We start from the raw sequence: 13,668 nt of genomic DNA, 5'->3' as shown, positions 1-13,668 counted from the left end.
TTAAATATGAAAAAATGGATATCAGGATTAACAATAATAGGATCATTATTAGTAGTCTCTGCATGCAGTAATGATGAAGGTGCAGAAGATACAAGTGCAGAAGAAGAAAATGCTACTGAAGAAACAGCTTCGTCAGAAGAATCTGGTGGAGCAGCTACTGAAGGAGAACAGTCATCAGAAGGCGAATCAGCAAAAGGTGAAGGCGAACAAGCAGAAATGCCTGAACCAGATTTAGAAGATGTACCTGATGTCGTAGCAGAAGTAAATGGTACACAAATAGAAAAACCGGAATTTGAAGAAGCGTATAACGCTCAGTTCCAGCAGATGGCAATGATGTCTCAAATGTCTGGTGAAGAGGTCAATCAGGATGATCTTAAAACACAAGTGGCTGATGGCTTAGTTTCACAAGAGCTACTCGTGCAGGAAGCCGATAATAGAGAACTTGAAGCATCTGAAGAAGAAACGACAGAACTTCTAGATCAGCTCACAGAACAAGCTGGTGTTGAATCACAAGAAGAACTTTACACAATGTTTGAAGAGCAAGGTATGAATCAAGAAGAAGTCGATGAACAAATTCAACTTCAAGTCAGAGTAGATAAACTCATTGCAGAAGAAGCTGGAGAAATTGAACCTTCAGAAGATGAGCTAAAAGAATTATATGATCAGCAAGTCGAACAGTTAGAGCAAATGGAAACTGAAGAAGAGCCTCCTTCATTTGATGAGCTGAAACCGCAACTAGAAGAACAATTGGTCAGTCAAAAAGAAGGTGAAGCTGCTCAAAAATTAGTAGAGACGCTTAAAGAAGATGCAGAAATTGAAATGCATGTTTAATAACATATAAAAAATAAGCTATGCAGAACCGTCAGGGAATCTGCATAGCTTTTTACTTGCATAAGAATCTTATCTCACAATTATATAGTAAATAACATAGAACCATGAGAAGATGCCATGGATAATCGCCCATAGTATAGATTGGTGTAAACTCCAAGAAATTGTGACGGCTAATACAGTACCGAATCCAACACCAGTTTTTACAACGCTTGTCGATTTACTCATTACTTACTCCTTTCTGCCTCTTTAACCGGGACAGTTATTTTTGTCACGTATTGTGATGCATCTCTGACTGCAATACGGTCATATACAGGCTCGCAGTATATCTTATCTATAATCTCTAGTTGATGATTGTTTATAAATGTCTTTACCTTATCGAAAGTTTGATATATTTTCTCGTATTCACCTATATGGTAAGCGACCACATCTTGACACTTATCTTTTTTTACCAAGGGCAGTTCTTTTGTATACTCTGTTCTAACGAACAAATGCTTGAAATTATTTTCAGTCGATAGATTAAAATCATCTTTTCTTAAGATAACACCAATTGCGTATTTCTCATTCAAAGTATCCATACTTGTATGGTAAAAGTCTGCAATTACCTTTTTGTTGTAGTCTTCATCATCGTATACTAGTTGATGACTCACATATAGGTATTCAATATCTGAGTTTTGTACGACAATCTCTGAGAAATCTTGTTGTTGTGCTTCTTTGGTTAGGGTAATTTTCTTTTCTATTGAATTTTGGATGGACTTTAAGTTATCAATTTTCTTAGATATCTGTTCAGACTTTTTCTTAAATAAATCAATCATGGACTCAGGGTTTGTATTATTTATAAAGATCTTGATTTCCTTTAATGGTGTTTCCATTTCTTTTAACGATTCAATTAAGAACATGGTGTCACACTGTGTAATTGAATAATAGCGGAAACCATTTTGATCTTTATAAATCGGTTCTAGCAGATTGATTTTGTCATAATAAAATAAGGTTTGCTTAGAAACATTGCAAAGATTTGCGAAATCACCAGTTGAAAAATATATTTCTGAATTCATTAACTCACCTCTTGACTATATAGTTACTATATACTTTATATTTAATTAGGTCACTAATTATGCTGTTAGTCGACAAAACGTTTATAGAAAAAAACAGATACGAGGTGTATTATGACGACCGAAAACGTAAAGTATGAGTTTCTTTCAGAAAATCCGAATGTTAAAACTAAGCCTATTATGATTGCTTTAATCATCGGGGCATTTTTTGCGATACTCAATGAAACATTACTAAATATTGCATTAACGACTTTAATGCAAGAATTTGATATTACGCTACCCACAGTTCAGTGGATTGCGACAGGATTTATGTTGGTGATGGCTATAGTTATGCCAATATCTCCACTCTTAATTGGTTGGTTTACCACACGACAATTATTTATCGGTACCATGGTGACTTTCTTAATCGGGACCATAGTAGCAGGTTCAGCACCAACATTTGGTGTTCTACTATTTGGTAGAATGATTCAAGCTGTTGGTACAGGTTTGATTATGCCGATTATGTTTAACGTATTCTTGCTATTATATCCACCTCACAAAAGAGGTAAGATCATGGGGATTGTAGGGCTTGTCATTATGTTTGCACCTGCAATTGGACCAACACTTTCAGGTGTAATCGTCGAGTATTTAGGTTGGAGATTCCTCTTCCTCCTAGTTGTGCCATTTACAATCTTCTCGATTTTATTTGCAATGAAGTTCCTAGTAAATGTTACTGAAATTACTAAACCTAAGATTAACTGGTTATCAATTGTATTCTCAACCATTGGTCTTGGAGGTACAATATACGGATTCAGTCATGCCGGTGAAAGTGCAAATGGATTTATGACAGCATCTGTATTCATTCCTATAATTATTGGTGTGATCAGTCTTGTGCTCTTTGCCATGCGTCAATTTAAACTTGATGAACCGCTTATGGATTTAAGAGTATTCAAGTTTCCAATGTTTGCCCATGCTGTAATCATGTTCATTATTATTATTATGGTTATGTTTGCTTCAGAGCTAATTTTACCTGTATTTATGCAGGGGCCAATGGGCTTAACAGCAGCAGCAGCAGGACTTTTACTATTACCTGGTAGTATTCTTAATGGTTTAATGAGTCCATTTATGGGTGCCTTATTTGATAAGGTGGGACCAAAAGTCATGATGGTTCCAGCAACAATAGTCTTGGCAGCAGTTATGTTTATGTACAGTAACCTGACTGCAGATACACCAGAGTGGGTCATCATTGTCGGCTTTATGTTGATTATGTTAAGTGTTTCAGCAATGATGATGCCAGCAGAAACGAACGGTTTAAATCAGTTGCCTAAACATATGTACTCACACGGTACTGCACTAATGTCTACTTTACAGCCACTATCTGGCGCAATTGGTGTGTCAGTATTTCTTAGCTTACTGAACTCTAAACAAGCGAGTTACTTAAATGGTGTGGAAAATCCAACCTCACCACAAGCCATTACTGATGCGATGGTTGCAGGAACAGAATTTGTATACTTCGTCATCTTTATTATTACGATTGTTGCATTTATCTTAGCTTTATTTGTTTATAGAGCAAGACCACTTGAAGATGTTGTACCTGCACCAAAGAAGACAGAAGAAAATAATAACTAATTAGCGAAATCACTCCATATTTACTCTGGAGTGATTTCTTATCATGTATAATTGATATACGGCTAGTTAAAGGAGACTAAGTATGAATAAGTGGTATTTATTATTCTTAACCATAGTGCTCGTAGCACTTCTACTATTTACAGTGTTCTTATCACTGGGTGGAGTGTAGACTCGGAACTCACACCTGCAGACATCGATTTGCAGGTGTTTTCATTGCTTTGTCTAATTAGGTATTATGTGGTAATATTCATCATGGATTATACGAGATATTTTAAAGATAAGAAGGTTAGACATATATGAAAGAAAATTTTTGGCAGACGCTACCGCGTCCATTTTTTGTGCTTGCACCAATGGAAGACGTCACTGATGTTGTCTTTAGACATGTTGTTGCAAAAGCGAGTGCACCTGATGTTTATTTTACAGAGTTTACGAATACGGAAAGTTTTTGCCATCCTGAAGGCATACACAGCGTAAGAGGCAGATTGACGTTTACGGAAGATGAGCAACCGATTGTTGCACATATTTGGGGCGATAAGCCTGAACATTTTAGAGAAATGAGTATCGGCATGGCAGAAATGGGCTTTAAAGGTGTCGATATCAATATGGGGTGTCCAGTACCGAATGTCGCAACAAAAGGTCGTGGTTCTGGATTGATTTTAAGACCAGAAGTCGCAGCAGAAATTATTCAAGAAGCTAAAGCTGGTGGACTTCCAGTCAGTGTAAAAACACGATTAGGCTATACAGATATTGATGAATGGAGAGACTGGTTAAGGCATGTTCTAGAACAAGATATCGCAAACTTATCGATTCATTTAAGAACGAGACGTGAAATGAGTAAAGTCGATGCACATTGGGAATTAATTGGTGAAATTAAAGCACTTCGTGATGAAGTTGCGCCGAATACGCTACTTACAATTAACGGCGATATACCGGATAGAAAGACAGGTCTTGAACTCGTTCGTAAGTATGGCGTGGATGGTGTGATGATTGGTCGCGGAATATTCACGAACCCATTCGCTTTTGAAGTTGAACCAAAGGAACATAGCCCTGAAGAACTGCTCGATCTTTTAAGATTACACTTAGATCTTTTTGATAAGTATTCAAAAGATGAGCCGAGACTATTTAAGCCGCTCCGTCGTTTCTTTAAAATCTACGTTAAAGGTATACGTGGTGCAGGGGAACTTAGAAATCAACTGATGAGTACAGAAACTACAGATGAGGTACGTGTTCTACTAGATGAATTTCAAAATAATAAGTAAGACGATTTGTCCCTTTTGGTTTCCAAAAGGGATTTCTTTTTGAAATCGTGATACCATAAAGGAAAATACAGGGGATGAGAACATGATAGGAATACTAGGCATTGTAATAGGTAGTGGAATGTCCTTTCAGTCCGCTGTCAATTCACAACTGAGAAATTTCGTTTTCTCTCCTTACATAGCTTCTATGTTGTCATTTTTAGTCGGGACCATACTCTTGGCTCTGGTGGTAATCTCACAGGGCCTACCATTATTTCCGACCTTTGAGATTATAACGAATCATCCTTGGTGGATATGGCTTGGCGGACTTTGTGGTGTGATTGCATTAACAGGAAATATCATCATCTTCCCTAAGATCGGCAGTATAGAAACTGCAGTAATGCCGATTATTGGAATGATTATTACAAGCATGTTGATTGACCATTTTGGTTGGTTTGAGTCTACGGTATTACCATTCGGTTTAAACCGATTTGTTGGCGTCATTCTTATACTTATCGGCGTAGTATTTGCGGTCGTCCTGAGAGATGCCTTAATAAATCGTAAATTAACGAAAGATACCGATAGTAATATTAATAAGAATCCATGGCGTGCGGTTGGCTTATTTGGCGGAGCTATGCTCGCTGTTCAAGCGGCAGTCAACGGCCAGCTTGGTGTCGCAGTAAACTCACCACTAACAGGTGCATTCCTATCATTTTTAGTAGGAACAATTATTCTGTTTCTGCTAGTAATTTTTATCGATAAAAACCTGAAGCCCGTGAGTCGACCATTTACCGAGAAAGCACCTCTCTGGGTTTGGTTAGGTGGTGCATTTGGTGCCTGCTACGTATCGATTAATATTTTACTAGTCGGTATCATCGGTACCGGCCCAACCGTTGTACTCGTTCTATTTGGACAAATTACAGGCAGTATACTCGTGCAACAATTTGGATTGTTCCGTTCAGTTAAAACACCAACAGCTCCAATCCAAGTGATTGGTCTAATCGTTATGCTGGTCGGTGTAGTTTTAATTAACTTATTCTAGGAGGATTTATATGAATTCAGTATTCGGACATCACCATATCTCAATGATGACAAAAGATGCAGAAGAGAATAATCGATTTTACAATGAAGTGCTCGGTTTAAGACGTTTAAAAGTAACAGTCAATCAAGATGATCCGTCTATGTATCATATATTTTTTGGCGATAAGAAGGGGACACCGGGTACGGAACTTACCTTTTTTGAAATGCCTAATATCGGACAGACACATAAAGGCACCAATGCGATAACTAAAATTGGCTTATTGGTTAAAGACGAAGCGGCTTTAAGTTATTGGCAACAACGCTTTGACGAATATGGGGTAGAATACGGTAGTATCAAACAGTTCGCAGGTAGAAGAGGCTTACCGTTTGCAGATCCAGATGGCTTACATTTAGTCCTTCAAGTGGCAGACCAAGTCGACGGGAACTATCTTCCTTGGGAAGACTCAGCAGTCCCTCTAGAACACCAAATTATTAGTATGGGGACAGTTGAGTTGACGGCAAAACGATTGGATAAGCTTGAAAAAACACTGATTGAACTGTTCGATTATGAAAAGGTAGCAGGTGGTGACAACCAACGTCTTTATAGACCGAAAAATGGTAGTCATGAAGGCGAAATTTTAACTGTTTACAAAGATGGACCAAGAGAAAAACAAGGGCGTGGCAGTGTACATCATCTAGCGATTAATGTTCGAAATGATGATGAGCTCGAGTTTTGGCATGAGAGGGTAACGAAGAGGGGCTTTCGCTCAACTGGTGTCATTGACAGACACTTTTTTAAGAGTATGTATTTCAGAGAATCAAACGGCATAATGTTTGAAATTGCAACTTTAGATGGCCCCGGAATGACAGAGGATGAAGCGAATAAATCACTAGGAAATCACTTAGACTTACCGCCATTCCTAGAAGAGAAAAGAATACAAATAGAAGAAGATTTAATCAAACTATCATTTATTGAATAAAATGTGAGGAATTTCAAATGACTCAACTATTAGATAATTCAAAATTAGAAGATGTAACCATTCATACAATTACGTATATTGATGACATTGTCGGTCTGGGAGAAAAAAGACTGTCGATTGATCGTAAACATTTTGATGACTTAGAAATTTCAGAATCATTATTAAAAATGCATATTAATAGAGCCTCATTAGAAGAATTTACTAAGGAAAGAAATAAAGAGCTACTAGAATATGAGAATTACTCAGAATTTGATCATCTTAATAGTATGGTCGCTATGCTAGAGCACGATTTCTTTAGTATAGACAAAGTGAAGTTTTTTTATAGAGATGAAAACCATCTATCCGGTGAAGCGGTCATAGACACTTCAGATGAAGAACAAGTAAAAATGACTAGTGAGGTCAGTGGTAAATCGCTTATATTAACAATAGAATTACGATAAAAGAAATCCGTACATGTGATCGTGACTACATGTACGGATTTTATCTTACTATTTAATTGAAGGTTTAACGATTTTACGATCTCCACGTTCTAATGGCGCATTTCTCATCATGAAGTATGACAGGACGAGTAGGATTAGTGATCCGCCTGCAAGTATATGAATGAATAATGTGTAGTCTGTCATGATGAATTCAAACAGTGGTCCAAAATCAATATAGAAGTAGATTGAAATTGAAGCGAGTATAACTAGGCCAAGCAGTATCAATGTTCGCATTGTTCCCATATTAAAATTGATAACTTGTGCAAACATTCCGATACCAAATAGAATGAATAGCCATAGGAAATCTATCCAAAAGTACATAAATATATTTGCGTCAGTTAAAATGTCTGCCATGTGAAACACAGAATAAGAATCCTCGAATAAATTTGTCCCTATAAAGTGTAATAAAGTCAGTACGACTGATGCAGCTATTATAAATAAAATGCTTGATAGGTAAGCTGATAACACAAACTGAGTTCTAGTTCCGCCTAAGCCGAGTATGAATCGATACGCTTTAAAGAATATAAATGGCAGTGTCAGAAACACTATATAAAAGGGACCGAAAAGTGCGCCAACACTATTAGCGCCAGATGATAACGAGCTTAAAAAAATAAAGAGAGCAAAAATGGCGACTGTAACAAAAATACTAATATAAAATGTTATGCCAGTTTCTTTTGCGACGATTTTAAAAGGACCATTAAGCGTGTGCATGTAATTTTGCCTCCTTTTTAGTTAAATTGACTAGATAATCTTGGAAGGGAGCTTTTTCTATAGAAACACCGTGAGAAAAAGCTTCTTGCTTTAATGCTTCTGTATACGGTGCATCAATCATAACGTTGAGCTGTTTGCCGAGCTTTCGTTCTTCTGAAATTGTGTACTGTTCTGCAATAGCATTCACAGCATCACTTGTACCGCTTAAGTGAACACCACGTGTCTTAAGTGATTCCGTATCCTGATAGGTTAGAAGCGTATTGTTATCTATAATTGCAATTTTTTCACACAGTGGTTCAACTTCTTCAATATGGTGTGTTGATAAGAGAATCACCCTTGGATCTTCTTCAAATGAATCGAGTAGGATATCGTAGAATTGCTTTCTCATATGCGCATCTAAACCGTTTGATGGCTCATCGAAAATTGTTACGGGTGCTTTACTCGCGAGTCCGATTGCGATAGTTAACATCGTCTTCATACCTTTAGAAAATTTACGAATTTTTTTCTTTCTTGGAAGTTGAAAAATTTCTATTAATTGATCAGCTAAAGCTTGATCCCACTTATCATTAAAATTTGATGCGTAGTTTAAGGCGTCATTAACATTCCACAAGTCACTATAAGGGTGGTCTTCTTGCATAAATGCAACATGGTTCATCGCTTCAATATTATTGTAAGGTATTTCACCATCGACATGGACCGTGCCAGAAGTCGGGTGTTCTAAACCTGACAATAGTTTCATAAGGGTTGTTTTACCAGAACCATTCCTTCCCCATAAACCAATAATGACCGGATTATTTTCTATAAGATTGATATCTTTTAAAATATATTTGTTGTCATAAGCAAATGCGACATTGTCTAAATTAATCATTATTATCCTCCTTTAAAAACTTAATCACTTCATCAAGCCCCATATCTAAGCGTTTAGATTCTTCTAACATAGGTTTAATATATTGCTTTCTAAATTCATTTTTTCTCTTCTCTAATAATTTAGACCGGGCATCTTTAGAGACGAATATACCGAGACCACGTTGTTTATAAGCATATCCTTCTTCAACAAGGACAGTGAGACCTTTCTGTGCAGTTGCACGGTTAACTTGATAGAATTTCGAAATCTCCGTCGTTGAGGGGATTTGGTCACCTTCTTGGAGTTCACCTTCAATTATGTCGTCCTCTATCATTTCGTGTATTTGTTGGAATATAGGTTTTGAGTCATCTAGTACTGCTTTCACACATGAAGACCTCCTTTTGATGAGTGGTTGATTAGTTGTGTAATCAACTATACATACGAAGATAGATTTTGTAAAGAAAAAGTATAAAAAACTTGAAAGTCAAACAAGGTCAATGTATAATAAAATCATAAGTCAAAGATAGTCAAACTTCTCGGTATGATTATAAATTTGATAAGCACATAATTTGAAGTCACTGATATCAGGCTTTATACTATAAACATAGTCAAATATAGTCAAAGTCAAAACGAACTATGATTGAAACACTTTTAAAAGGAGGAAACACACATGAAATGTCAAAATTGTAGTATTAACGAAGCAAATGTTAACCTTGCAATGAATTTTAATAACCAAAAAATGCAGGTTCATTTATGTGACAGCTGTTTCCAAGAAATCCAAGGACAAATGATGAACTCTAACGATTTCTTTAAAGGTCAAAATAATGCAATGAATAACAATAAATACTTTAACGGACAAGGAAACAGTGCAACGAGCACTAGAACAAGAGAAGAAAGCAATAGAGACGGACTTTTAGATCAATTAGGTAATAATATTTCCGACGAGGCGAGAGCTGGGAAAATTGATCCTGTAATTGGTCGTGACAAAGAAGTTAAACGTGTCATTGAAACACTTAATAGAAGAAATAAAAACAACCCTGTACTCATCGGTGAACCTGGTGTTGGTAAAACTGCCATTGCTGAAGGCTTAGCACTTAAAATTGTTGAGGGCAACGTTCCTACGAAGTTGATGGACAAAGAAATTTATGTTTTAGATGTCGCATCACTAGTCGCGAACACTTCTATGCGTGGACAGTTTGAAGAACGTATGAAGCAGTTAATCTCTGAATTGAAAGAACGAAAAGAGGTCATCTTATTTATAGATGAAATTCACCAAATCGTTGGAGCGGGTTCTGCTGAAAGTTCACAAATGGATGCTGGTAACATTCTAAAACCAGCACTTGCACGAGGTGAACTACAGATCATCGGTGCAACAACGCTAAAAGAATATCGTCAAATTGAAAAAGATGCAGCGCTTGAGCGTCGTTTACAGCCAATCATTGTTAAAGAACCAAGTTTAGAAGAATCTGTATTAATCCTTAAAGGTATTAAAGATCGCTATGAAAAATTCCATGAGGTCAATTACTCTGATGATGCAATTGAAGCATTTGTTAACTTATCTAATAGATATATTCAAGATCGTTTCTTACCAGATAAGGCAATTGACTTAATGGATGAAGTCGGTGCACGACTCAACCTGTCTAATGCTGAAAATGATACGGAGTCTATTAAACAAAAATTAGACAAAATTGCTAAAGAAAAAGATGAAGCTGCTGAACAAGAAGACTATGAAACTGCAGCACACTTAAAATATCAAGAATTACAACTACAAAAACAACTAGATGCAGCAGAGGATGAACAAAAGACTTTAGATGTTGATGTCACAGATATTCAATTAATTGTAGAAGAGAAAACAGGTATTCCTGTAACAAAAATACAAGCAGAAGAACAAAATCAGATGAGACATCTGAGTGAAAATCTTAGTTCTAAAGTAATTGGGCAAGAACAAGCGGTAGATAAGGTAGCGAAAGCGGTCAGAAGAAGCCGTGCTGGACTAAAATCTAAATATCGTCCAATAGGTTCCTTCCTATTCGTTGGCCCAACTGGTGTTGGTAAAACGGAATTAACCAAAGCATTAGCTGAGAAAATTTTCGGTACAAGAGACTCTATGATTAGATTAGATATGTCTGAGTACATGGAAAAACATGCTGTCTCTAAAATTATCGGTTCACCTCCAGGTTACGTTGGTCACGAAGAAGCAGGACAACTAACAGAAAAAGTACGTCACAATCCTTATACAATTATTCTTTTAGATGAAATTGAAAAGGCACACCCTGATGTACAAAATATGTTCCTTCAAATTATGGAGGATGGTCAGCTTACTGATTCTCATGGTCGTACTGTTAGCTTTAAAGAAACAGTAATCATCATGACAAGTAACGCTGGTACAGGAGATAACAACGCTAGTGTTGGATTTAATGCGAATCAACATGAGTCAGTAACGACACTTGAGAACTTAAGTGATTACTTCAAACCTGAATTCTTAAACAGATTTGATGTAATTATTAACTTCAATGAATTGTCCGAAGAAAATCTGATGGAAATTACTGATTTAATGCTTAATGAGCTATCAGAGACACTTAAGGAAAATGATATTAACATCACTGTAACTGAAGACGCTAAGAAAAAATTAGTGAGCCTCGGTTACGATAAACGCTTTGGTGCTAGACCATTGAGAAGGGTGATTCAAGATAGAATTGAAGACCAACTTACTGATTTAATATTAGAATCGGATGGTTTAGAACAAGTCAGAGCGCACATTAAAAATGGTGAGATTGTCGTATCTAAAGCATAAGGAAGCGCAGAAAACTGAAATTTTAAATATTGAAAAAGGGTTGGGACAAAACAATTCCCTTCATATAATAAGCCGGACGTTAGCAATTCTTAAGGCATCGCGTGAGCCTGTAGTCTCACGCAGATGCTATTCCCCTAGAAGTCTAACGTTCGGCTTTTCTATTATAATTTATTATTTCCCTATATATTCAGAGTTTTTGTCCCAGCCCCTTTTTTTGTTGTTCTATTTTAATTTAGTAACCAAATCATTTATCAGTTATATCTACGAGTGATCCATTAGTAATGCTCAGTAAATCATTAGGTGTCACTTCGACCTGCATTCCTCTTTTACCAGCAGATACAACCATCTTATCAAGTGACTTAGCTTCAATAGCAATAAAGGTAGGAAAGTTTTTCTTCATACCAATAGGTGAGCAACCGCCTCTAATATAACCGGTCGTTTTCTCCAAGTCCTTCATATGCAACATGTCTACTTTCTTATTACCACTTTCCCTTGCCAGTGCCTTTAAATCCAATTCTTTTTTGGCTGGAATACAAGCAACAATTGGCCCTGTGATATTACCAACTGCTACAAGCGTCTTAAATATTATTTGTTCTGACACTTCAAGTGTGTCGACTGAACGATCAGTATCTTTATGGTCCTCTGACCAAGCATATTCGTGAATTAAATAAGGGATTTTCTCTTTATCTAACTGTCTCATAGCATTCGTCTTTTGAACTTTCTTTTTCTTCAAGATGTCATACCTCCGTATTGTTATCTTAGCGCTTAGCATATCATATCTTTTCTAGTATAATAGATTTGAAGATTCGACGAGGAGATGCCTATGTTTTTAAAATCCCAAGAAGATGAAAGAACGCCTATAAAAAAGAAATATCATTTTGATCCGATCAAGGTAATTATTGGTATGGCTATTGGTTTTGTGACCCCAGAAGTTGCTGGATTTTTATCGAAAAATGTTATAGAGACAACTACCTTAAACAATATTGCCAATGTTTCACCGATTGGTCTTGCTGTAATTTTTGGACTTGTTGCTCTGTTTTTAACCTTCAAAGTCGAGCGCATATATGAAGAAGATATAGAGAAGGACAGGAATAGACAAGTTTCAAAAGGTGTACAAAATGAGGTAACGGATAAGTTGGCAGAATATCAAGCAGCAAAAAAAGCGGGTGACACAGATAGAATGAAAGAGATTGAAGTTTGGCTAAAAGCACACAAAGTGACATTGAAGAAATAGGACACTTCATAGAGGAGTGTCTTATTTTTGTTGAAAAATAACAATAGGAAATATATTTTGTTAATTATTCACATTTTATTATTTACTTTGTTAGATTTGAACAATATAATTAATTTAAAGGTGATGGTGATGAAATCTAAAAGACAGCAATATATTTTAAGTCGGGTAGCGGAGTTTAGTGAAGTAACGATTGAAATGCTAGCTGAGGAATTGTCAGTGTCTGAAATGACAGTACGTCGAGATTTAAAGGAACTTGAAGAAAATGAACAAGTCATCCGTACTTCTAATGCGATCTTGCTTAAGGACTCTTTCTTGAACGAAGTCCCATTTGTAAAAAAACAGTTGGTTAATATCGAAGAGAAAAGGTTGATTGCAAAGAAAGCATTAGAATTCATTCATCCAGATGAAACAATCTTACTCGATGCTGGTACTACGACACTAGAAATTTGTAAACGACTTAAAAGCGTAGATTTCAAAGTTAGAATTGTAACAAATGATATAAAAGCGGCCGCGGAATTAATTGATAGTCAACACGAAGTCATTATTTTAGGCGGTCAAGTTCAAACGAATGTTGGGTCCATGTATGGTGCCCAGACAGTAGATATGCTGAACTCAATAAAGGTGAGTGTATCTTTTGTAGGTACACAAGCAATTGATGTTTATGAAGGCATATATGCACCAACAATAGAAAAAGCGAAAGTTAAACGATTGATGGTGGAATGTGGGCAGACATCTTATCTTGTTGTCGATTCCAGTAAATTCAATCACACAGCATTCGCTAAAATATGCGATTTAAATGACTTTACAGGTATTATTACTGACGATTCTCTAGATGAAGAAATAAGAAAAAGCCTGCAGTCGGCAACGACAGTCATTTAAGGAG

The 13,668-nt window shown here is 36.4% G+C and carries 15 protein-coding genes; 9 read left to right on the top strand and 6 right to left on the bottom strand.

All coding sequences use genetic code 11. From position 1 onward, the window contains the following. The first annotated feature begins 6 nt into the window (after window positions 1–6). Window positions 7–831 carry a SurA N-terminal domain-containing protein gene (locus JEM45_RS05895; RefSeq protein ID WP_198687092.1) on the top strand — a complete coding sequence of 275 codons (825 nt, stop codon included), beginning with the start codon at window positions 7–9 and terminating at the stop codon, window positions 829–831. Between the two features lie 69 nt (window positions 832–900). Here JEM45_RS05895 and JEM45_RS05890 read toward each other — a convergent pair whose 3' ends face one another. Beyond that, on the bottom strand, window positions 901–1,056 hold the full coding sequence (locus JEM45_RS05890; protein WP_166626206.1) for a hypothetical protein: 156 nt from the start codon (window positions 1,054–1,056) through the stop codon (window positions 901–903). Then, complete coding sequence (locus JEM45_RS05885; protein WP_198687091.1) at window positions 1,056–1,883, bottom strand: MerR family transcriptional regulator; 828 nt, start codon at window positions 1,881–1,883, stop codon at window positions 1,056–1,058. Before JEM45_RS05885 ends, JEM45_RS05890 begins: the two co-directional genes overlap by 1 nt. A gap of 111 nt (window positions 1,884–1,994) precedes the next feature. Here JEM45_RS05885 and JEM45_RS05880 point away from each other — a divergent pair, with 111 nt between their 5' ends. The 5 genes from JEM45_RS05880 (at window position 1,995) to JEM45_RS05860 (ending at window position 7,163) form a co-directional block, all read left to right on the top strand. Next, the gene (locus JEM45_RS05880) at window positions 1,995–3,488 is read left to right on the top strand and encodes an MDR family MFS transporter (protein ID WP_198687090.1); all 1,494 of its coding nucleotides are present in this window, start codon (window positions 1,995–1,997) and stop codon (window positions 3,486–3,488) included. Window positions 3,489–3,784: 296 nt separating this feature from the next. Then, window positions 3,785–4,747 carry a tRNA dihydrouridine synthase gene (locus JEM45_RS05875; RefSeq protein WP_026866971.1) on the top strand — a complete coding sequence of 321 codons (963 nt, stop codon included), beginning with the start codon at window positions 3,785–3,787 and terminating at the stop codon, window positions 4,745–4,747. Window positions 4,748–4,829: 82 nt separating this feature from the next. Further along, entirely contained in the window at window positions 4,830–5,765 is a 936-nt protein-coding gene (locus JEM45_RS05870) for a DMT family transporter (protein ID WP_198687089.1), read from the top strand. A 10-nt stretch (window positions 5,766–5,775) separates the two neighbouring features. Beyond that, on the top strand, window positions 5,776–6,723 hold the full coding sequence (locus JEM45_RS05865; RefSeq protein ID WP_198687088.1) for a VOC family protein: 948 nt from the start codon (window positions 5,776–5,778) through the stop codon (window positions 6,721–6,723). Window positions 6,724–6,740: 17 nt separating this feature from the next. Next, complete coding sequence (locus JEM45_RS05860; RefSeq protein WP_026866968.1) at window positions 6,741–7,163, top strand: hypothetical protein; 423 nt, start codon at window positions 6,741–6,743, stop codon at window positions 7,161–7,163. 48 nt (window positions 7,164–7,211) lie between these two features. Here JEM45_RS05860 and JEM45_RS05855 read toward each other — a convergent pair whose 3' ends face one another. The 3 genes from JEM45_RS05855 to JEM45_RS05845 are packed head-to-tail and all read right to left on the bottom strand — an operon-like array spanning window position 7,212 to window position 9,142. Continuing rightward, complete coding sequence (locus tag JEM45_RS05855; RefSeq protein WP_026866967.1) at window positions 7,212–7,913, bottom strand: hypothetical protein; 702 nt, start codon at window positions 7,911–7,913, stop codon at window positions 7,212–7,214. Further along, window positions 7,900–8,781 carry an ABC transporter ATP-binding protein gene (locus tag JEM45_RS05850; RefSeq protein ID WP_198687087.1) on the bottom strand — a complete coding sequence of 294 codons (882 nt, stop codon included), beginning with the start codon at window positions 8,779–8,781 and terminating at the stop codon, window positions 7,900–7,902. Before JEM45_RS05850 ends, JEM45_RS05855 begins: the two co-directional genes overlap by 14 nt. Next, window positions 8,774–9,142: a GntR family transcriptional regulator gene (locus JEM45_RS05845; protein WP_026866965.1), complete on the bottom strand. Its 369-nt coding sequence runs from the start codon at window positions 9,140–9,142 to the stop codon at window positions 8,774–8,776. The genes JEM45_RS05850 and JEM45_RS05845 overlap by 8 nt, the downstream gene beginning before the upstream one ends. A gap of 285 nt (window positions 9,143–9,427) precedes the next feature. On the opposite strand from JEM45_RS05845, the gene JEM45_RS05840 reads away from it, so the two are divergent. Continuing rightward, on the top strand, window positions 9,428–11,551 hold the full coding sequence (locus JEM45_RS05840) for an ATP-dependent Clp protease ATP-binding subunit (RefSeq protein ID WP_198687086.1): 2,124 nt from the start codon (window positions 9,428–9,430) through the stop codon (window positions 11,549–11,551). A 244-nt stretch (window positions 11,552–11,795) separates the two neighbouring features. On the opposite strand, the gene ybaK is transcribed toward JEM45_RS05840, so the two are convergent. After that, on the bottom strand, window positions 11,796–12,251 hold the full coding sequence (gene ybaK, locus JEM45_RS05835; protein ID WP_370545419.1) for a Cys-tRNA(Pro) deacylase: 456 nt from the start codon (window positions 12,249–12,251) through the stop codon (window positions 11,796–11,798). 123 nt (window positions 12,252–12,374) lie between these two features. On the opposite strand from ybaK, the gene JEM45_RS05830 reads away from it, so the two are divergent. Together JEM45_RS05830 and JEM45_RS05825 are read left to right on the top strand one after the other, a co-directional pair. Then, window positions 12,375–12,785: a hypothetical protein gene (locus JEM45_RS05830; protein ID WP_026866962.1), complete on the top strand. Its 411-nt coding sequence runs from the start codon at window positions 12,375–12,377 to the stop codon at window positions 12,783–12,785. Window positions 12,786–12,914: 129 nt separating this feature from the next. Then, complete coding sequence (locus tag JEM45_RS05825) at window positions 12,915–13,664, top strand: DeoR/GlpR family DNA-binding transcription regulator (RefSeq protein ID WP_051220517.1); 750 nt, start codon at window positions 12,915–12,917, stop codon at window positions 13,662–13,664. Window positions 13,665–13,668: the final 4 nt, after the last annotated feature.

Origin of the sequence: Jeotgalicoccus sp. ATCC 8456 (assembly GCF_016313225.1) — a bacterium.
Lineage (GTDB): Bacteria > Bacillota > Bacilli > Staphylococcales > Salinicoccaceae > Jeotgalicoccus > Jeotgalicoccus marinus.
Note: the sequence above shows the minus strand (reverse complement) of the source record. Positions and strands in the feature narration are given on the sequence as shown.